Origin of the sequence: Domibacillus aminovorans (genome assembly GCF_001643235.1) — a bacterium.
Classification (GTDB): Bacteria; Bacillota; Bacilli; order Bacillales; family Domibacillaceae; genus Domibacillus; species Domibacillus aminovorans.
In genome coordinates this window covers 49,302-68,547 of the sequence record NZ_LQWY01000016.1, presented here as the reverse complement: position 1 = coordinate 68,547, position 19,246 = coordinate 49,302, and the positions used below count along the sequence as shown (strand labels likewise).

Here is a 19,246-nt window from a genome sequence, read left to right as displayed (position 1 = left end):
CTCTTAATTCCCTGCAAATCGTTAAAATGATTTTTTCAATTTATTATCCTCCTCTTTTTTTAAAATGAGATTAATTTTCGCAAACTTCATTATAAATGATAATGATTTTCATTTCAACACATTTCTATTCTAATTATTTTCACATAATACTCCTTTCCGTTATGATGGATAAATAGATGAAAAAAGGAGCTGTATTCGTGAATAAACAACCATCCATCATTGTCCGTTCCTGGCGACTGATTCTAGTATTTTGGCTTATGGCAGCTGTTATTTTCGGGTTTTTCGCATCAAAATTGCCATCAAAACTCGAAGGTGACGGATTCCGGACTGACGGAGACTATGAAGTTGTTCAACGGGAATTGCACGATACATTCAACTTCCCTGAAAACACGTTGCTTGTCTTGTTTGAAAAGGCAGAAAACGAGTCTTCAGAATCATATCAAAATCAAATCTTGTCAGTATTATCCAATATTGAAGCAACAGGTGACCCATCAGCAATCGATTCACCTCTTGAAAATAAAGAATTCATGAAGGAACACGTTGCTTATGCTGCCATTCATTATGACGACGAATCGTTAGAGATGGATCCCATTATTGATGAAGTTCAGTTGATCATTAAAGATGAAGAAGGCGTTTCAATAACGGGTGGTCCTGTTATTTCTAAAGACATTAATAAAGCGAGCCAAGATGACTTAAAGCGTGCTGAATTAATCGGTCTGCCTGTTGCACTCGTTGTGCTATTGCTGGCACTAGGCACAGTTGTTTCATCGATTTTGCCGCTCATCGTCGGCGGAGTGACCATTGTCATCGGATTTGGTATCCTGTCTCTTATAGCGGATTCGGTTGATTTAGCCATTTTCATTTTAAACATTACCCCGATGCTCGGTCTGGCTTTATCGATAGATTTTTCTCTTTTGTTCATTAATCGCTATAAAGAAGAACGTTCGAATGGCAAAACGATTGATGACGCTTTGACAGTCACCATTGCCAAAGCTGGGCACTCAATTTTATTCTCAGCTTTATGCGTGTTTATTGGGCTCGGTTCTGTCTTACTAATCGATATTGATATTTTCAAAAATATCGCAATCGGTGGGATGACTGTTATTACGATTGCGGTTATCAGTTCGATGACATTGTTGCCCGCATTGCTGAAGGTGCTTGGTGACCGGGTGTATAAATGGAAAATTATCCGCATCAATACGGACGCTTCAAACCGTTGGCGAACATTTGCCGGTTTTGTGATGAAGCGCCCTGTTTTTATAGCCATTGCCGCACTTGCGCTTCTCGGAGCCGGCATAATCCCGGTCAAAAATATGAATCTCGCAATCCCTGAAGCCGGGGCACTCCCCACATCCTTTGAATCACGCACTGCATACGATACGATTGAAGAAGAATTTAGACAGGATGTCGCCTCTACCATTTTTGCAATTGCTGAACGCGATGGCGGATGGCTGAATGAAAAGGGTTTACAGGAAATGAAACAACTTCAGAGAGATTTTGAAAAGGAACACCATGTAACTGGCGCAGAGACGCTTTTTTCAGTAAGCGGTGTAGATGACCCTTCACAGCTTGCTGCAATGCTTGAACACTCCCAGACAGCGGTTCAACTTCAGCCGGCTATCGATGAATTTATAAAAGGTAATCAATTATTGATTCCTGTTTCTCTTGATGTAAAAGCTTCATCTGATGCTGCACAAACCATTGTAAGAGATTGGAGTTCAGTTGATTGGGATATAGATGTTTTATTCGGTGGTCATCCAAAGTTTAACCAGGAACTGTATGATGAAATTTATAATAAAGTGATACCGGTGCTCGCTGTCATTTTAATATCGACGTTTTTTATTTTAATGGCTGCTTTCCGTTCCGTTATCATTCCATTAAAGGCCATTTTAATGAATGTGATCAGCCTGGCTTCCACGTTTGGGATTCTCGTCTGGCTGTTCCAGGGCGGACATCTCGGCTTAGAGCCGACGGACATTTCACTCATTATGCCGGTCTTGGTCTTTACTCTCGTCTTTGGCTTGAGTATGGACTATGAAGTATTTCTTATTTCCCGCATTCGAGAGTTTTACCTAGAAACGCGGGATAATAACTATTCAACCGTTGAAGGATTGGCAAGTACAAGTAAAATCATCACGTCTGCGGCACTTATTATGATTGTCATTACCGGCGCATTTGCTTTTACAGGCGTAGCCCCTGTTAAGCAAATCGGGATTGGCATTGCTATTGCCATTGCGATCGACGCAACAATTGTCCGCCTTTTACTTGTCCCTAGTTTAATGAAGTTGCTCGGAGCAGCGAATTGGTGGATGCCTTTTAGTCACCGAAACAAAAACAGCCCTTCCTGATATGGACGGGCTGTTTCCCTATTTTAAGATTAAGAGAATAGGTACTCACGCGGCTTTTTTTGAACAGACAGCCATTTTACAGTTGTAAATTCACCAATCACCCACTCGCCGTAATAACGGCCAATACCAGAAAGTTCTTCTTCACCATCAACAGGAATGATAACTGCGACTAGTGCAAACACTTCGTTTTTCCCAGGAGTGCTTCCTCCTCAAAACAATCAACTATTTTACGACAAACGACTTATATTTTTCATAATCTGATCGATGACATTCAATGGTCAGTTTCGTTCCTTCTTCCTCATAAGCCGTTTCAAAAATCGTGGCCTGTTCGTTGAAATAAGAGACGACTTCTCCTTCATCATATGGAATCAACAATTCACAGCGGACGTAGTCTTTAAACAAATGACTTTTCATCACTTCCGTCAATTCCAAAATACCTGCGCGTTCTTTTGCGGATAAATACACCGAATTACCGGCTGCTCCCGGGTAATCAATGCCCGCAAGATCCGCTTTATTGTATGCATAAATAACTGGCATATCTTTTGCACCGATATCAACAAGTGTTTTTTCCGTAATATCAATCATCGTTTGGTACTGCGGGCTAGACACATCAATAACATGAATAAGCAAATCCGCAGCCGCTGCTTCTTCTAGCGTCGAGCGAAATGCTTTTACTAAATGATGGGGGAGTTTATTAACGAATCCGACTGTATCCGCCAGTAAAAACTCTTTTTTATCCGGCAATGTAATGCTCCGGACAGACGTATCGAGTGTGGCGAACAGCATGTCTTTTTCAAATACTTCTGACCCGCCCCCCTCATACGTTTGCAGCATCGCATTCATGACAGTCGATTTGCCCGCATTCGTATACCCGACAAGCGCGGCAACCGGCATATTGTTTTTCTTGCGCTGCTTCCTTTGCACAGTACGCTGTTCAGATATTTTCGCAAGTTCTTTGCGGAGATAGGCAATTTTCGTTTCAATTTTCCGCCGATCAAGCTCAAGCTTCGTTTCACCCGCCCCACGGTTTTTAAAACCAGATCCGCCGCCTTGGCGTCCGAGCGCAATGTACGTACCGACAAGACGTGGCAACATGTATTGAAGACGTGCCATCTCTACTTGCAGCTGCGCTTCTTTCGTTTTTGCCCGCCGTCCGAAAATATCAAGAATGAGCATCGTCCGGTCAATTACTTCACAATCGAGTTCTTTTTCCAAGTTCCGAATTTGCGACGGAGACAATTCCCCATCAAAAATGACGACGTCTGCTTCCTCATATTCAGCAAGCGATTTCAGTTCTTCTACTTTGCCAGTCCCCATGTAAAGCGCCGAATGAATACGCGGCAAGTTTTGCGTCAGTTCACCACGTACATCAATACCGCACGCTTCTGCAAGGTTTTTCAATTCTTCCATCGAATAGGCAAAATCATCCCCGTTGTCTAGATTCACACCGGCGACGATCCCTTTTAGCTGATCCAGCTTCGTTTCATTCATCTATTTTCCTCCGTTGTAAAAAAACCGCAGACGGCTGCCTGCGGTTTTGATTCGTTCTATTATCTTATCATGCCCTAATGGCGCAAATCAAACAGCGCCGCTTAAAGAAAAACGAAATAAATAACAGCGGCCAGCACAATCCGGTAAATAGCAAACGGAATAAGCTTAATATGGTTAATTAATTTCAAGAAAAATTTAATGGATATAAGCGCGAAAACAAATGCACTAATAAAGCCGACAACGAAAAACGGCATCGCATCCATCGTGAAATACTGCCAGTTTTTCAAAAGTGACAAAAAGCTTGCGCCGAACATAATCGGCACAGCCATAATAAATGTAAAATCAGCTGCGGCTCTATGGCTCATGCCGAGCAAAACACCGCCTGAAATCGTCGAGCCTGAGCGGGAAAAGCCCGGCCAGAGTGATAAACATTGAATGAGTCCGACGGATAATGCTTGTCCATACGTAATTTGGTCGACTGTTTCTATTTCTCGTTTACGGCCACCAATTAAATCTGCCGCAATCATTAAAAATGCACCGACAACAAGGCCGATTAACACCGTTTCGGTTGAAAATAAATATTCATCAATATAGTCTTCAAACAAAACACCAAGAATACCCGCTGGAAGCAAGCCGACGATGACATGTGTTAACCGAAGCCGTCCGCCTTGTCCTCGTGTTTCTTTGTTTAACCCGAGTAAATCAATAAATCGATTTCTAAACACGACGACAACCGCTAATATGGAACCGAGTTGAATAACGATTTTAAACGTGTTTGCTGCATATTTCCCTAAAAACGCTTGTGACTGCAGCCACATATCATCCACGATAATCATATGCCCAGTTGATGATACCGGCGCAAATTCTGTCAATCCTTCAACCAGGCCAAGAATAACTGCTTTTAAAAGAGTAATAAAGTCCATATGATAGCTCCTTCTATTGATTTCCACTCTTTAAAATAGCATGTTTTGAATTATATGCCAACTTTTATCCAATAAGACTGGATTTCGTCCAGCAGCCAGATCGCTCCTTCTTTACTAAGCACAATATCCCCACTGAAATGCCTATGATCTTTTGATACGATGCCTGTCATAAAACACGTTCTTTCTTCTTTCACATCAAAATGAGAGTCATATTTTCTCATGATAATGCTTTCCTGTTCATAAACCATCGCAACCTGGTCTGATCCTTGAATGCTCAACTGTGTACGCATTGATTTTGGAATGGTGATTCTTCCTTCTTTATCGACAACTCGTCTTAAAATTATTTCTTTCATCATCCGCCTCCAATGATCCATATGTACTATTAATATTACATTATTTTTCATTTGTGTCAAAATAAAAAGAATGCGTATATTACGCATTCTTTTTGTACCAATCTGTAGCTGCTTGTACTTCAGTTCCTGTCAGTATATGTCCATTTTGTTCCCAATGGACAGCCGTCATTGCCCCTGCATGATCAAGCAGTTGCTGCAGCTCTTCTGTTTCCTGCGGCGAACATAAAGGATCATTTTTTCCAGCCGCCATAAAGACGGGTGTGCCCGTTAAATCAGGCAGCTCTATTCCACGGCGCGGCACCATCGGATGATGCAAAATAGCCCCTTTTAATGATTTTTCATAATGGAAAAGCAGGCTTGCTGCAATGTTCGCACCATTTGAATAACCGATCGCAATAACTGAATCACGGCTAAATCCATATTGTTTTGACGCATCATCAAGAAATTCATTCAGTTCTTTCGTACGAAAAATTAAATCCTCTTCATCAAAAATACCTTCAGCGAGACGGCGGAAAAACCGGGGCATTCCGTTTTCCAGTACATTACCGCGCACGCTTAATACAGATGCTTCCGGATCAACGGCCTGTGCAAGCGGCAGTAAATCCTGCTCTGTACCGCCTGTGCCATGCAGCATGAGTAATACGTTCTCATTTTTTCCTTGTTGAAAAATATGTTTCATTTAAATTCCTCCGTTTTTATTATCTCGAATTAAAGATAATTCTACAGGATGAATGCTGATCCGTCAATTGTATGTGCGTTCAGACAAAAAAACCCCGACAAATTCACTTTGCCGAGGTCATTATTCACTATTAATAGCCCACTTCTATTACTTCTTGTCGGTGTAAAAGTTCTTGGCATTTCACCATATCACCAACAATAATGATCGCTGGGTTGCCGATTGATTGCTTCTTGAATCGCTTTTAGTGCTTTTACCGTGATTAAGTCCGGGTCTCCTGGTCCCGCCCCAACGAGATACACTTTACCCATCCATTCCGCCCCCTTCTTTATTTAAATTAAAATAAACACATTGCCATCTTCAATTTTCACAGCAAATGTTTTCACACAGCCGACATCGGGTGACTGAACTTTTCCATCTGTCGTACAGATTTTCCAATCATGCATTGGGCAAAAAACGTGCTCGCCGCTGATGATTCCTTCTGCAAGCACACCGCCTTTATGTGGACAGCGGTTTTCAATGGCACGAACATTGCCATCCGCTAGCTTAAACAAAGCAATTTCAAGTGAACCAATTCGAACAGTCCGCCCAATTTTTTCCGGCATTTCATCCAAAACAGCTACCTTTATCCGCTCATTTGTTTTTTCCATTTTGATTGCTCCCTGTCCCTTATTTTGTCACACGGACTGTCTCATATAGTTCCTTGCGAATTTTCTCACTCTCAATCACTTCTTTCCACGGCTCTTTTGTAACGGACAACGCTTCAGCTATGCGAGCATTTAGGGCATCGCGCGTCGCTTTATCGGCAAGCACTTCTTTAATATGGTCAAGTCCGACACGCTCCACCCAGACCGATGTACGCTCAAGGTAGGCAGCATCTTCACGGTAATATTGCAAAAATGCGCCAATCATTTCCATTACTTCTTCATTTGTCGTGACTTTGCAAAATAAATCTGCTGCCCGCAAATGCGTACCGCCGTTGCCACCGACATAAATTTCCCAAGCGCCGTCTACACCAACAACACCAATGTCTTTAATACCCGATTCTGCACAGTTACGCGGGCAGGCTGAAACGGCCATTTTCACTTTATGCGGTGTACCGATTCGTTCAAATTTTTTCTCCATGGCGATACCCATTCCGATTGAATCCTGTGTCCCAAACCGGCAGAAGCTTTCACCGACACACGTTTTCACCGTACGCAATGTTTTTCCATACGCGTAACCCGATGGCATGCCGAGATCGGCCCATACGTCCGGCAAGTCTTCTTTTTTCACACCGAACAAATCAATCCGCTGTCCGCCGGTTACTTTAATAAGCGGTACTTCATACTTGTCGGCTACATCCGCAATCTTCCGAAGATCGTCCGCTGACGTGACACCGCCGTACATACGGGGAACGACTGAATAAGTACCGTCTTTTTGAATATTTGCATGCATTCTTTCATTGACGAAACGCGATTCTTTCTCATCTTCATATTCAACCGGGTTGATCATGCCAAGATAATAATTGAGCGCCGGCCGGCATTTCGAACAGCCGTCTTCTGTTTTCCAGCCAAGTACATTCATCACTTCGCGCGTATATGTCAGCCCTTTTTCGCGAATTGCTTCTACGACATCATCACGGGACAACGTTGTACAACCACAAACCGGTTCTTTTTGATCCTCTTTTTCAAACTCGTCACCGAGTGTATGCGCCAGAATATCGACAACAAGTGATTTACAGCCGCCGCATGAACGGGATGCACCCGTACATGCTTTCACTTCTTCAAATGTCGTCAAGCCGATCTTCTTGATCGCCTCTGTAATCGTCCCTTTCGTTACACCATTACAGCCGCAGACAAGCTCACTGTCTGCCATCGTCGCCACCATGCTTTCTGCTGCTTCTTCAGTGCCCATATATTCCTCTACATTCGCCCGCTTGTTAATAAGCCGCAGCAGCTTTGACCCTTCACTCGTATCACCAAATAACACAGCGCCGGTCATTTTCCCGTCACGAATGATGATTTTTTTATAAACACCTTTCCAGTCATCGAACATTTTAATCGTTTTTGTCTCTTCGTCTTCTACAATTTCACCGGCAGAAAACACATCGACACCGGATACTTTTAATTGAGTAGATAATACAGAACCTTCATATCCCGGCGCCTGTTCACTACAAATGTGGGCAGCCATTGCTTTTCCTTGCTCATAGAGCGGTGCAACGAGGCCGTACACGACTTCTCTGTGTTCTGCACATTCGCCGACTGCATATACACCTGGAATACTTGTTTCCATATAATCGTTAACGAGAATTCCTCGATTTACTTCAATACCACTTTCTTTCGCAAGGCCTGTGTTTGGACGAATGCCGGCTGCCATCACAACAAGATCTGCATCAATGACTTCCCCATCACCAAAACGGATTGCTTCGACACGGTCACCGCCAATAATTTCTGCGGTCTGTTTATTCATTAAGAATTTCATCCCTTGTTTTTCGAGCTCTTTTTTCAGCATTTTGCTGGCTGTTTCATCCAACTGCCGATCCATTAGACAATCAGTAAGATGAATAACATCAACAGTCATTCCAAGATTTAATAGTCCACGTGCCGCTTCGAGACCAAGCAGCCCCCCACCTATAACCGCTGCTTTTTTATATACTTTTGAACAATCAATCATTTTTTCACAGTCCTGAATATCACGAAATGCAGTCACGCCTTCTTTATCTGATCCCGGCACCGGAATGATAAACGGTAGCGAGCCCGTCGCGATAATTAATTTATCATATGAAACGCTGCGTTCTTTGTTTGTTTGGACAAATTGCTCTTTCGTATTAATGTGAACGACTGTTTCACCTGAATAAAGCTTAATATCATGATCTTCATACCAATTCCAGTCATTCAATGTAATATCTGAGATGGTTGTATCTCCCTGCAACACCTTTGACAGTTGAATCCGGTTGTAGTTTGGATACGGTTCTGTTCCGAAAATTGTTATATGAAAGTGATCCGGTCGAACGTTTAAAATTTCTTCGATCGAACGGACACCGGCCATTCCATTTCCAACCATGACGATTTTTTCTTGATTCATAAAAACATCCTCCTCAGTGGCTGTTGATACGATTGATTATAGATAAGGAAAAAGGGATCGTCATGATTAATGTTATATAATCTAACATCATTTTTCATAAAGTTATATCATATAACATGTAATTATTATATTTCTTAATTGAATACGATATAATATATTTACAACCCATTTCGAGGTGAGTGTATGACAGATGAAGAAAAAACGTACAAAACGAAAAAGGTCATTACGATCGGGATTGTCAGCGAGCTAACAGGGTTGTCCGAACGGCAAATACGCTACTACGAAGAACGGAAGCTCATTTTCCCCGAGCGGTCAGACCGCGGCACACGCAAATACTCATTTGTCGACGTAGAAACATTGATGGATATTGCTAATCAAATGGAGGATGGTGTACGCACATTTGAAATTAGGCAAGAAATGAAAAAGAAACCAGATGAAGATAAATTGAAACGAAGTATGATTAAAGGACAACTGAACGCACAATTTGGTATACAAAAAGGATTGAAATAACGAAAACAGACTTGTCGGCACTGGCAAGTCTGTTTTCGTTTTCATTCTACTGATAGGTTATATACTTAATATAATAAATTAAAATAATGATAGTGTTGACAGGCCTAATTCTTATTTGTTACTCTCATGACTAGGCAAATAGAATAGATAAATCCTCATCGCTATCTCGATGAGGTAGAGGTTGCAATAATTAATAGTAATGTACTTGAAACCTAATGGGGTTGTTGATGGTATGTTGAAAGGAATTGTTGCCGAAGTACGAGAGATCCATTTCATCTTTCTTACTGGGTTTACATCAAATAGGTGTAAAACTGTCACAGATATTTTCTGTGGAGAGCTACGATGAGATAGGTTGCGGGTTTCAATTAATCATTTAAAAACGCAAAGGTGTATTCCTTTGCTTTTTTTATTTAGGAGGATTTTTAATGGATAAAAAATGGGGGTTTTGGTTATTGACCGCTATCGTTGTCGGAAACATGGTAGGTTCAGGTATTTTCATGCTGCCAAGCACGTTAGCTCAAATGGCCAGTCCACTCGGCGTCACAATTGCTTGGCTGTTGACTGGTTTTGGTGTATTAATGATCGCTTTAGTATTCAGCACATTATCTAATCGTCAACCTGAATTAACGGGAGGCCCTCAAAGTTACGCTCGAGCCCTGTTCACCTCACAGGCGTATGGAAAAACAGCTGGTTTTTCAATGGTTTGGGGATATTGGGTGGCCAATTGGATTAGCAATGTAGCCATCATTACAAGCTTTGCTGGATACTTGTCCACCTTCTTCCCTGTCATGAGAAGCGAATATATTCTTTTCTCAATGGGATCTCAAGAAATTGCTTTGGGAAGAATCGTCACGTTTATCGTCTGCAGTCTTTTATTGTGGGGCACTCACCTTATCTTAATCACGAGTATTAAAAGTGCAGGTAAATTAAACTTTATCGCAACCGTTTCAAAAGTCATTGGATTTATGTTATTTATCGTTGCTACTCTTTTTGTTTTTGAACTGTCTACTTTAGGAGATTTATATACGCCTATTATAGATAATGAGGGAACATCCCACGGCCTGCTCAGCCAAATAAACCTTGCTGCAATATCAACGCTTTGGGCATTTGTAGGTATTGAATCCGCCGTCATCCTATCTGGACGCGCTAAATCCCAACGCGATGTCAGCCGTGCCACTGTTGCAGGTCTTTTAATTGCACTCGTCATTTATATGGCGATCACGTTGCTGATTATGGGTGTACTGCCTCAGGAAGTATTAAAGTCGTCTGATAAACCGTTTGTAGATGCTCTTTCTGCTTTAATTGGAGACACTGGCGCAACCATTATGGCCCTTTTAGCTACCATCTCCTTATTCGGCTCTACCATTGGATGGATATTATTAAGTTCAGAGGTTCCTTATAATGCTGCTAAGTCCGGCATCTTCCCTGCTTATTTTGCAAAGTTAAATAAAAAAGGAAGCCCTGTTAGAGCATTAACCGTCACGAATACGATGTCACAAATTTTTATATTCTCAACCATTTCTGGCACCATCAGTGAAGCCTATACGTTTTTGACAACATCTGCTACGCTTGCTTACTTAATCCCTTATTTAGTATCTGCAACTTTCCTTTTAAAACTTGTCATAAAAGGCGATACTTACAATCCGGGAGAAAAATCACGTATATCGAATGGCATCATTGCAGCACTTGCCTTCATATATTCAGTATGGGTCATCAAATCAGGGACAGCCGATTGGACGACGCTTACTTTAGGGATTGGTCTGTTTTTGTTAGGTGTTATTCTTTATCCCTTGCTTACTCGAATTCGATTAATAAAATCATAAATAATCAAAAGAAAGGAGCGTCCTCATAAATGGAGAACGCTCCTTTCTTTTGATTATTTTACTTCATCGTCCGATTTTTCTTGAGATTGTTTTTTCGTTTCCTTGTCATCGTCTTCCATAAGGCCTTTTGTAGAATTTTTAAATTCCGTTAATGTCTTACCGGCTGCACGTCCAATCTCCGGCAACTTTTTAGGCCCGAATATTAATAAAGCAGCGGCACCAATTAATATGATCCCTCCAGGTCCTACCATAGGACTTCCCCCCTTTATATCGTTCACAGTGATTTATTCTACTCGAAAGTTATTATTAATATAGCGAACCTTACAGCAGGTGTCAAAATTGTTTAAGTACATTCAAAAAATCCATGCCCGTCGTAAAATAGCACGGATTTTTTGTTTTTTTATTTATCATTATTTAATTTTGATTGTTTTTGTGAGTATGAAAAATAAATAACAACTCCGATTGCTAACCATATAGCAAAACGAATCCAAGTAGCTGCGCCAAGTCGAAAAATCAAAAAGCCACAAAATAAGATAGCTAGCCCCGGAATGATAAGGCTGTATGCACCCTTATCATTTGAATGTTACTTAAAGGGATGATATCATTATATTAAGTAACATCAAGGAGAGAAGACAGTGGAATATGTTAACCCAATAAAAAACCTGCATGAAATACAATTAATCAAGGAAATTTTAAAAAAACAATCGAGTCGAGACTTTGTCTTATTTGTATTAGGCATTAATACTGGACTTAAAATTAACACTCTTCTGTCTTTAAAAATCAATCAATTGGTGGACGAGTCCGGAACAATCCTTTCATTTCTTCATGTAGACAATCAAACGATTTATTTGAATGATCAAGTTAAATCAGCCTTAACTTTTCATTTGAAACAAAATACGACGACGATCGATGATTATCTGTTCAAATCACCAAAGAGTGAATTACCTATTTCGCGTCAACATGCCTATCGTGTCATCAATGATGCTGCACGAAAAGCGGGGATAAGCGATCAGATTGGCACTCATACGCTGAGAAAAACGTTTGGCTATCATGCCTATATAAAAGGGATTGCTATTTCCCTTATTCAAGCCCGGTTTCATCACGCTAGTCCATCAGAAACATTTCGATATATTGGAATGGATGCCACTGATCAAAAAATAGACGTGAATTTATAGTCTTTCTTCTATCAACGCGTACAAAAAAGCCTGCAGAGAAACAGATTCTTTCTCTACAGGCTTTTAAAACAAAATGGTTCTTCTATTGATCATGTTTAAACGTCTCTTCTTTAATGGAAGCATGAATAGAAGTAGGCTTCGTAATCTTATCGTCGGTTACATGGAGTTGACACGTTTTATTGTCTTTAATAAATTTAAAGACGCCGTTATTAAAATCAGTTCCGGTTTCTTTGTAAAAGATTCCTTCATGAATGACTTCATCAGAGTAGGTAAAACTAATACGATATTCTTCATCGGATTTTACTAAATAAGCTCTTGTCCCGTTATCAAAGAGATTGTCCTCGTCCTCAACGGAGCGGTCGATCGACACGATATGAAAATCCACAAACGAGATTTCACGTAATAGAGTGTTCACAAAGGATCCCTTTTTAATTTCTTCCCAACGACTTTGAGGGGACTGCCCCAAAATAATTTGGGTGATATTTAATTCACGGGCAACTTCGGCAATCACTTTCACAGGTGGTCTCTTTTCATTATCGCGAATGATTAACTCTTCCGCACCATGCTCTTCTGCCAGGGCTTTCCATCGATCGATGTAGGCGGCTTTGTCCGCACTTAGTTCTTCTTGGGGAAGTGAATCAACAGTCAAAATATAAAGCGGGCAATCCAGCATGTTCGCAATTTTGCATCCGCGCTTGATCAGCCGCTCGCCATTTGGACCATAATACGTACAGACTAAAATGCTTTCATCCATACGAGCTCTCAATCTTTTCATAACGACTACACCTCTATATATAATTTTTTGATGATTTTGTTCATTTTACATCTGTTTAAATCTAGAAATTAATACAAATACGACAAAGATATTTTTCTTGCCCCAAATGACTAGATTATAGGGGAGTTGTCGAAATTTCAACCCCTAAATTTTTTAATGATGTTTCACTTTATTTATATTCCCCTATTTGACATTGCTTACAAAGAAATAATTGTTTTTTAATCAAGCCCATTTTTAAAATTGAATACATTCTTTCACGACATAAACTACATCAAAAAAAGTAAGGAGGAACTTGCTTGATTTCTATTCATGCTTTTATTCTCATCCCTATTTTAACAGCTTTTCTGATCCCCATCTTCGGGAGACAATTCCCAAAACTGCATCTCGGGTGGGTAGTACTTCCGGTCCCCATCTTATTATTTAGTTTTTTCGTTTCAAAAATCCCAGTGATTTCCGCCAATAAAGCGATCACAGGCTCTGTCGCCTGGATTCGAGCATTAGACCTCCATTTTGCTGTTTATTTAGATGGTCTCAGCCTCATTTTCACCTTATTAATTACAGGGATTGGAAGCTTAGTCGTTCTGTATTCCATTTTTTATTTATCGAAAGAAAAGGAATCACTTTCCCATTTCTATACCTACTTATTGCTCTTCATGGGAGCGATGCTCGGAGTTGTGTTATCTGATAACTTAATGGTACTCTACCTATTCTGGGAATTAACAAGTATTTCTTCCTTCTTACTCATTGCATTTTGGTTCCGCCGTAAAAAATCCCGTTATGGTGCTCAAAAATCCTTTTTAATTACGGTCGGGGGCGGTATTGCCATGCTTGTCGGGTTCATCATGCTGCAAGTGATGACCGCGACAAACAGTGTGCAAGAAATCATTGCAATGCGAGATTCGATTCAAGATCACGAATTATTTGTTCCTTCTTTAGTGTTAATCTTACTTGGCGCCTTTACGAAATCGGCCCAATTTCCATTCCATATCTGGCTGCCGGATGCAATGGAAGCACCAACGCCAGTCAGTGCCTATTTGCACTCTGCAACGATGGTCAAAGCAGGATTATTTTTAGTTGCCCGCTTTACACCTGTTTTTGGCGGCGAAGCGACCTGGTTCTGGCTTGTGAGCGGTGTAGGAATTTTCACGATGTTTTGGGGCTCCTTTACAGCCGTTAGACAAAATGATTTAAAGGCGTTGCTCGCTTATTCGACGATTAGCCAATTAGGGTTAATGATGTCTTTATTCGGCCTCGGATCTGCAGCGCTGCAAGGAGGCGCTTCCACCAATTCCATCATTTATACACAAGCGATCTTTGCCGCTCTCTTTCACCTTGTCAATCACGCCACGTTTAAAGGAGCACTTTTCATGATTGTCGGGATTGTCGATCATGGAGTAGGGACAAGGGATGTCCGTAAACTAGGTGGTTTACTTTCCCTCATGCCAATTACGTTCACATTATCGGTCATTGGCAGCTTCTCAATGGCCGGACTGCCGCCATTTAATGGTTTTTTAAGTAAAGAAATGTTTTTTACAGCTGTATTAAATGCCCCTGAAATGTCGATTTTTTCTATGGATACGTGGGGTCTCTTATTTCCGATCATTGCCTGGATAGGAAGCATTTTCACCTTCATTTATTCCATGATCATTGTCTTTCGAACATTCCTGGGACCGTATCGCCGTGAACGACTGGAGAAAGATCCTCATGAAGCACCAATTGGGATGTTACTATCTCCGATTGTCCTATGTACGTTCGTCATTCTCTTGTTTTTCTTCCCGAATCTGTTAAGTAAATACTTGCTTGCACCTGCAATGAACGGGATTCTTCCTACCTATCAAAACATGGAAGGGTTCATTCCTAAAATCTCTGCCTGGCATGGATTTAATTTAGAATTATTAATGACTGCAGGTGTCGTGATTCTTGGGATAGTTTTAATGAACACCTATCGTTTCTGGAATGTCATTTATGACTTGTTCCCTGAGAAGCTAAGTCTTGATCGCGGGTACCAGTGGATATTGGCAGCAAGCGAAAGCGGATCAAAAAAAGCAACAGATCGTTATATGACAGGTTTTTTGCCGAACTATCTCTATTATATCTTTGGTTTTCTCTTGCTCATGGTAGGCGGTACACTCTTTTTATCAGGCAGCATCGCCTTTGATCCTTCTAACGATGCGTCAGTCAGTTTATATGAGGGGGTCTTTGTCGGGATCATGAGCATCGCAGTAGTCGGCATTCTTTTTGCGAAGTCTCGCATGACCGCTACGTTATTAAACGGTCTTCTTGGTTATTCGATTGCCGTGTTCTTTGTACTATTTAGAGCACCAGACCTTGCACTGACGCAGCTTGTCGTTGAAACCGTTACAACCGTCTTATTTCTCCTTTGCTTCTATCATTTGCCTGAGTGGTCAAAAGAAGATCGTTCATGGAAAGTCCGTTTTCCTAAAATCATCATTTCCATCGGCATGGGTGCGCTAACGGTATTAATTGCGTTATCTGTGCAAGGGAACAAATTATTTGAATCGATCTCTAGCTATTTTGAGGATTCATATGAACTTGCTGGTGGACGAAATATTGTCAATTCTATTTTAGGGGATTTCCGTGCCTTCGATACGATGCTAGAAGTAGTCGTTCTATTTATAGCAGGCATCGGTGTCTACACTCTCGTCAAATTAAAAGCACCACAAGGAGGGGATAAGATTGAGAGAAAATGATATCATTTTACAAACCGTATCAAAAGTCGCTGTGTTCATTATTTTAACATTTGGTGTTTATTTATTTTTATCAGGACATCACAATCCAGGCGGCGGATTTATCGGTGGACTTACTTTATCATCTGCTTTCGTCCTTTTGTATATAGCCTTTGATGTGGAGTCTGTTAACGCAGGGATTCCACTCAATTATAAAATGGTAGCTGCTGTAGGTGTTTTGATCGCGATATGCACTGGAATGGGTTCTCTTCTATTCGGAAGTGCTTTTCTAAGCCAATCCTCTGCCTACTTCAATCTTCCCGTTTTTGGGAAGACAGGGTTTGCAACCGTCACATTATTTGAATCAGGTGTCGCTTTAGGTGTGGTTGGTGTTGTCATAACGATCATGGTCAGCATAAGTGAGGATGTGTAAGATGGAGACGATAATTACTCTTTTAATCGGTGTACTTGTATCTGTTGCCACTTACTTGCTGCTCTCAAAAAATGTGATTCGGGTCGTATTAGGCAGTGCAATTCTTTCTCATGCTATCCACCTGCTGCTCATAACGATGGGCGGATTAAAAAAAGGGGGCGTGCCTATTTTAGGGGGTAAAGTTGAAACCTATGTGGACGCACTTCCACAAGCGCTCATCTTAACGGCCATTGTCATCAGTTTTGCCGTAACTGCGTTTTTCCTTGTTCTTATGTATCGCACGTACCAAAGCGTTGGAACTGATAATTTGCATGAAATGAGAGGGACGAACGATGAATAATATTTTAGTATTTCCTATGGTCCTCCCGATCATTGCCGGTGTTTTATTACTTTTCTTTCGTTCAAATCCGAAAGTTCAACGATGGGGCAGCATTCTGACAATGGTTGTCGTCTTTCTGATCAGTCTTTGGATTTTAGAGAAAGTGATGGATGAAGGCATCTTACGTCTTGATTTTGGAGAATGGGCGCCGCCATTTGGTATCACCTTCGTAGCAGATGCATTTGCGATGCTGCTCGTCACAACGTCTTCACTCGTGACCATTCTTTGCTTATTGTATGCTGCTTTTGCAAAAGATGAAAAAAGAGAAAAATTCTTTTTATATCCATTTTTATTATTGCTGATCGCAGGCGTAAATGGGGCATTTTTAACAGGCGACTTATTCAATTTATTTGTTTGTTTTGAAGTGATGCTTCTTGCTTCGTATGTATTAATGACACTTGGAGGCGAGAAAAAGCAGCTGACCGAAGGAATTAAATACATTTTAATTAACATTTTGTCTTCCTGGTTTTTCTTACTCGGTATTGCTTACTTATATGGTACGCTCGGAACGTTGAATATGGCTCATTTATCCCAGCGGATTGCAGAAGTCGGACAGCCGCCGCTGCTTACAACAATCAGCATTTTGTTTTTGATCGTCTTTTCCCTCAAAGCAGGGTTAGTGCTTTATTTCTGGCTCCCTGGTTCTTACGAGGCATTGCCTACAGCTATCTCCGCCCTATTTGCAGCGTTGCTGACAAAAGTAGGCGTGTATGCGTTGTTCCGCTCTTTCACTTTATTGTTTTACCATGAGCCATCGATTACACATACGATCATCGGCGTGATGGCGATGATCACGATGATCGGGGGCAGCATTGGAGCAATTGCGTATAAAGATGTACGAAAAATCGTGGCGTACAACGTAATTATTGCCATTGGATTTATTTTAGTTGGACTGGCTTCCAATAACGTAGAGTCGATTCAAGGATCCATCTATTACCTCGTACATGATATTCTCGTGAAAGGATTGTTATTCCTCATGGTCGGAACAGTGATTTATCTGACCGGGAAAACGAGATTTGATCAAGTCAGCGGTTTAATTACTAACTATCCGCTGTTCGGATGGATTTTCCTCATCACTCTTCTATCTTTAGGTGGTATCCCTCCGTTCAGTGGTTTTGCTGGTAAGCTGTTAATTGGAAAAGGAGCACTTGTCGCCGGTGAATATGTGATGGTTGCCGTAGCCTTTTTATCAAGCTTGTTCGTACTATATTCGCTACTGCGCATCTTTTTGAATATGTTCTGGGGCGAAACATCTATTCTTAAAAAGAACCAAATTTACTTATCAAAAGGGATGTTAGCGTCCTGTCTTATTTTAGCAATGTTAACAATAGGACTCGGTTTAGGCATGAGTGTCGTTTCTCCTTACGTGGCAGAAGCAGCAAACGTGTTAACGAATCCGAACCTTTACATTGAGGGGGCGCTAAACAATGACTAATTGGTTCGTTCATAATGGAGGTGGAGTAAGATGTATCTACAATTTCTTTTAAACTTGTTAATTGCCGTTTTGTGGGTCTTCTTAAAAGATGAAGATACACTCAGAGTCCCTACTCTTTTATCCGGTTTTTTAGTTGGCATTTTCGTCATGTTTATTATGCATCGATTTTTCGGAACGCCATTTTATTTGAAGCGTGTCTTTTCCATGATACAATTGCTCTTCATTTTCAACTATGAGCTCCTATCTTCCAGCCTATTGATTATGAAACAAATTTTAATTCCAAGCACGACGTTTGAACCAGGGGTCTTATTGTATGAAACAAAGCTTCGGAGTGATTGGGAAGTGACGGCACTTGCTCTTCTCATCATCTTAACGCCTGGCTCTGTCGTACTGCGCATTTCACCGGAAGGCAATGTGCTTACAATCCATGCAATGGACGTGAAAGATTCGAAACCAATGTTATTAAAATCGATTCGTATGTATGAAAAAGTGATTTTGGAGGTGTCTCGTCCATGATTAACCTTATATTCGTGACGGCAATCGTTCTGTTTAGCATTGCTATTCTAATTGTACTTTTCCGCGTTTTAAAAGGACCAACGCTGCCGGATCGTATTGTCGCGTTCGATGTGATCGGCGTCAATCTTATTTCTATCGTCGCCGTATTAAGTGTTGTTTTAATGACGAAAGCGTATTTGGAAGTTATTTTGATTATAGCTATTCTCGCGTTTATTAGCACGATCGCCTTCTCTAAATACATTGAGAGGGGGGTCATCATTGACCGGAAACGAAATCGTTGAATTGATTGCCGCTTTGATGGTATTATTCGGAAGCATTGCCGCTGTCATCAGCGCTTATGGCATTGTGATTTTGCCCGATGTGTATACTCGTTCACATGCTGGAACGAAAAGTTCGACACTATCTGTGTTACTCACGTTAACAGGCGTATTCATTTTTTTCTGGTCCTCTGAACATTATATAAGTGTTCGGCTCGTTCTCGGTATTGTCTTCTTATATTTAACCGCACCCGTTGCAGGTCACCTTATTTGCCGGGCAGCATATCATTCGGATGTGGAACTTGCAAACAAGACAGAAGATACTATTTTGCAAAATGAAGAATAAAAAAATAAAGCATAATTTGTCCTTATCAGACAAGTTATGCTTTTTTTTACAAA

General features: G+C 41.0%; 21 protein-coding genes, 1 pseudogene and 1 riboswitch. Of the genes and pseudogenes, 11 read left to right on the top strand and 11 right to left on the bottom strand.

The features are described 5' to 3' along the window. Positions 1 to 176: 176 nt before the first annotated feature. Entirely contained in the window at positions 177 to 2,348 is a 2,172-nt protein-coding gene (locus AWH49_RS07625) for an MMPL family transporter (RefSeq protein ID WP_063965202.1), read from the top strand. A 29-nt stretch (positions 2,349 to 2,377) separates the two neighbouring features. On the opposite strand, the gene AWH49_RS19055 is transcribed toward AWH49_RS07625, so the two are convergent. From AWH49_RS19055 to nirB, 8 genes and pseudogenes are all read right to left on the bottom strand, one after another. After that, on the bottom strand, positions 2,378 to 2,530 hold the full coding sequence (locus AWH49_RS19055; protein WP_342341783.1) for a hypothetical protein: 153 nt from the start codon (positions 2,528 to 2,530) through the stop codon (positions 2,378 to 2,380). 40 nt (positions 2,531 to 2,570) lie between these two features. Further along, positions 2,571 to 3,839 carry a GTPase HflX gene (gene hflX / locus AWH49_RS07620; RefSeq protein ID WP_018394493.1) on the bottom strand — a complete coding sequence of 423 codons (1,269 nt, stop codon included), beginning with the start codon at positions 3,837 to 3,839 and terminating at the stop codon, positions 2,571 to 2,573. A gap of 101 nt (positions 3,840 to 3,940) precedes the next feature. Beyond that, positions 3,941 to 4,762, bottom strand: a complete 822-nt coding sequence (locus AWH49_RS07615) for an undecaprenyl-diphosphate phosphatase (protein ID WP_063965201.1) — start codon at positions 4,760 to 4,762, stop codon at positions 3,941 to 3,943. Positions 4,763 to 4,812: 50 nt separating this feature from the next. Then, positions 4,813 to 5,115, bottom strand: a complete 303-nt coding sequence (locus AWH49_RS07610) for an AbrB/MazE/SpoVT family DNA-binding domain-containing protein (RefSeq protein ID WP_063965200.1) — start codon at positions 5,113 to 5,115, stop codon at positions 4,813 to 4,815. Between the two features lie 79 nt (positions 5,116 to 5,194). Beyond that, complete coding sequence (locus tag AWH49_RS07605) at positions 5,195 to 5,794, bottom strand: alpha/beta hydrolase (RefSeq protein WP_063965199.1); 600 nt, start codon at positions 5,792 to 5,794, stop codon at positions 5,195 to 5,197. A 224-nt stretch (positions 5,795 to 6,018) separates the two neighbouring features. Then, positions 6,019 to 6,102, bottom strand: a pseudogene (locus AWH49_RS19935) (SAM-dependent methyltransferase); the annotation flags it as partial. Positions 6,103 to 6,123: 21 nt separating this feature from the next. Continuing rightward, positions 6,124 to 6,441 carry a nitrite reductase small subunit NirD gene (gene nirD, locus AWH49_RS07600; protein WP_063965198.1) on the bottom strand — a complete coding sequence of 106 codons (318 nt, stop codon included), beginning with the start codon at positions 6,439 to 6,441 and terminating at the stop codon, positions 6,124 to 6,126. 19 nt (positions 6,442 to 6,460) lie between these two features. Continuing rightward, on the bottom strand, positions 6,461 to 8,857 hold the full coding sequence (nirB, locus tag AWH49_RS07595) for a nitrite reductase large subunit NirB (RefSeq protein ID WP_063965197.1): 2,397 nt from the start codon (positions 8,855 to 8,857) through the stop codon (positions 6,461 to 6,463). A gap of 183 nt (positions 8,858 to 9,040) precedes the next feature. Here nirB and AWH49_RS07590 point away from each other — a divergent pair, with 183 nt between their 5' ends. Continuing rightward, complete coding sequence (locus tag AWH49_RS07590) at positions 9,041 to 9,367, top strand: MerR family transcriptional regulator (RefSeq protein ID WP_018394500.1); 327 nt, start codon at positions 9,041 to 9,043, stop codon at positions 9,365 to 9,367. Between the two features lie 167 nt (positions 9,368 to 9,534). Then, positions 9,535 to 9,715, top strand: a riboswitch (Lysine riboswitch). Positions 9,716 to 9,792: 77 nt separating this feature from the next. After that, positions 9,793 to 11,190, top strand: a complete 1,398-nt coding sequence (locus tag AWH49_RS07585) for an amino acid permease (RefSeq protein WP_063965196.1) — start codon at positions 9,793 to 9,795, stop codon at positions 11,188 to 11,190. A 53-nt stretch (positions 11,191 to 11,243) separates the two neighbouring features. Here the strand turns inward: AWH49_RS07585 and AWH49_RS07580 are convergent, their stop codons facing one another. Together AWH49_RS07580 and AWH49_RS19045 are read right to left on the bottom strand one after the other, a co-directional pair. Then, positions 11,244 to 11,441, bottom strand: coding sequence for a twin-arginine translocase TatA/TatE family subunit (locus AWH49_RS07580; protein ID WP_018394502.1), 198 nt, complete (start codon positions 11,439 to 11,441; stop codon positions 11,244 to 11,246). A 149-nt stretch (positions 11,442 to 11,590) separates the two neighbouring features. After that, positions 11,591 to 11,740 (bottom strand): amino acid permease C-terminal domain-containing protein, encoded by a 150-nt coding sequence (locus tag AWH49_RS19045; protein WP_425305700.1) that lies wholly within the window; start codon positions 11,738 to 11,740, stop codon positions 11,591 to 11,593. Positions 11,741 to 11,825: 85 nt separating this feature from the next. Between AWH49_RS19045 and AWH49_RS07575 the strand changes: the two genes are divergently transcribed. After that, positions 11,826 to 12,365: a tyrosine-type recombinase/integrase gene (locus AWH49_RS07575; protein WP_063965195.1), complete on the top strand. Its 540-nt coding sequence runs from the start codon at positions 11,826 to 11,828 to the stop codon at positions 12,363 to 12,365. Positions 12,366 to 12,447: 82 nt separating this feature from the next. Here the strand turns inward: AWH49_RS07575 and AWH49_RS07570 are convergent, their stop codons facing one another. Continuing rightward, a complete protein-coding gene (locus AWH49_RS07570) occupies positions 12,448 to 13,140 on the bottom strand; it encodes a universal stress protein (protein WP_063965194.1) in 693 nt (230 codons plus the stop codon). A gap of 296 nt (positions 13,141 to 13,436) precedes the next feature. Here AWH49_RS07570 and AWH49_RS07565 point away from each other — a divergent pair, with 296 nt between their 5' ends. The 7 genes from AWH49_RS07565 to AWH49_RS07535 are packed head-to-tail and all read left to right on the top strand — an operon-like array spanning position 13,437 to position 19,193. Further along, positions 13,437 to 15,851 (top strand): Na+/H+ antiporter subunit A, encoded by a 2,415-nt coding sequence (locus AWH49_RS07565; RefSeq protein ID WP_063965193.1) that lies wholly within the window; start codon positions 13,437 to 13,439, stop codon positions 15,849 to 15,851. Then, positions 15,838 to 16,260 carry a Na(+)/H(+) antiporter subunit B gene (locus tag AWH49_RS07560; RefSeq protein WP_063965192.1) on the top strand — a complete coding sequence of 141 codons (423 nt, stop codon included), beginning with the start codon at positions 15,838 to 15,840 and terminating at the stop codon, positions 16,258 to 16,260. The genes AWH49_RS07565 and AWH49_RS07560 overlap by 14 nt, the downstream gene beginning before the upstream one ends. Position 16,261: 1 nt before the next feature. Then, positions 16,262 to 16,600 (top strand): Na(+)/H(+) antiporter subunit C, encoded by a 339-nt coding sequence (locus AWH49_RS07555; protein WP_018394508.1) that lies wholly within the window; start codon positions 16,262 to 16,264, stop codon positions 16,598 to 16,600. Further along, on the top strand, positions 16,593 to 18,074 hold the full coding sequence (locus AWH49_RS07550) for a Na+/H+ antiporter subunit D (RefSeq protein WP_063965191.1): 1,482 nt from the start codon (positions 16,593 to 16,595) through the stop codon (positions 18,072 to 18,074). Before AWH49_RS07555 ends, AWH49_RS07550 begins: the two co-directional genes overlap by 8 nt. A 30-nt stretch (positions 18,075 to 18,104) precedes the next feature. Continuing rightward, complete coding sequence (locus tag AWH49_RS07545; protein WP_063965190.1) at positions 18,105 to 18,590, top strand: Na+/H+ antiporter subunit E; 486 nt, start codon at positions 18,105 to 18,107, stop codon at positions 18,588 to 18,590. Further along, positions 18,587 to 18,871 (top strand): Na(+)/H(+) antiporter subunit F1, encoded by a 285-nt coding sequence (locus AWH49_RS07540; RefSeq protein WP_063965189.1) that lies wholly within the window; start codon positions 18,587 to 18,589, stop codon positions 18,869 to 18,871. The genes AWH49_RS07545 and AWH49_RS07540 overlap by 4 nt, the downstream gene beginning before the upstream one ends. Next, the gene (locus AWH49_RS07535) at positions 18,849 to 19,193 is read left to right on the top strand and encodes a Na+/H+ antiporter subunit G (protein ID WP_082862717.1); all 345 of its coding nucleotides are present in this window, start codon (positions 18,849 to 18,851) and stop codon (positions 19,191 to 19,193) included. Before AWH49_RS07540 ends, AWH49_RS07535 begins: the two co-directional genes overlap by 23 nt. Positions 19,194 to 19,246 lie beyond the last annotated feature (53 nt).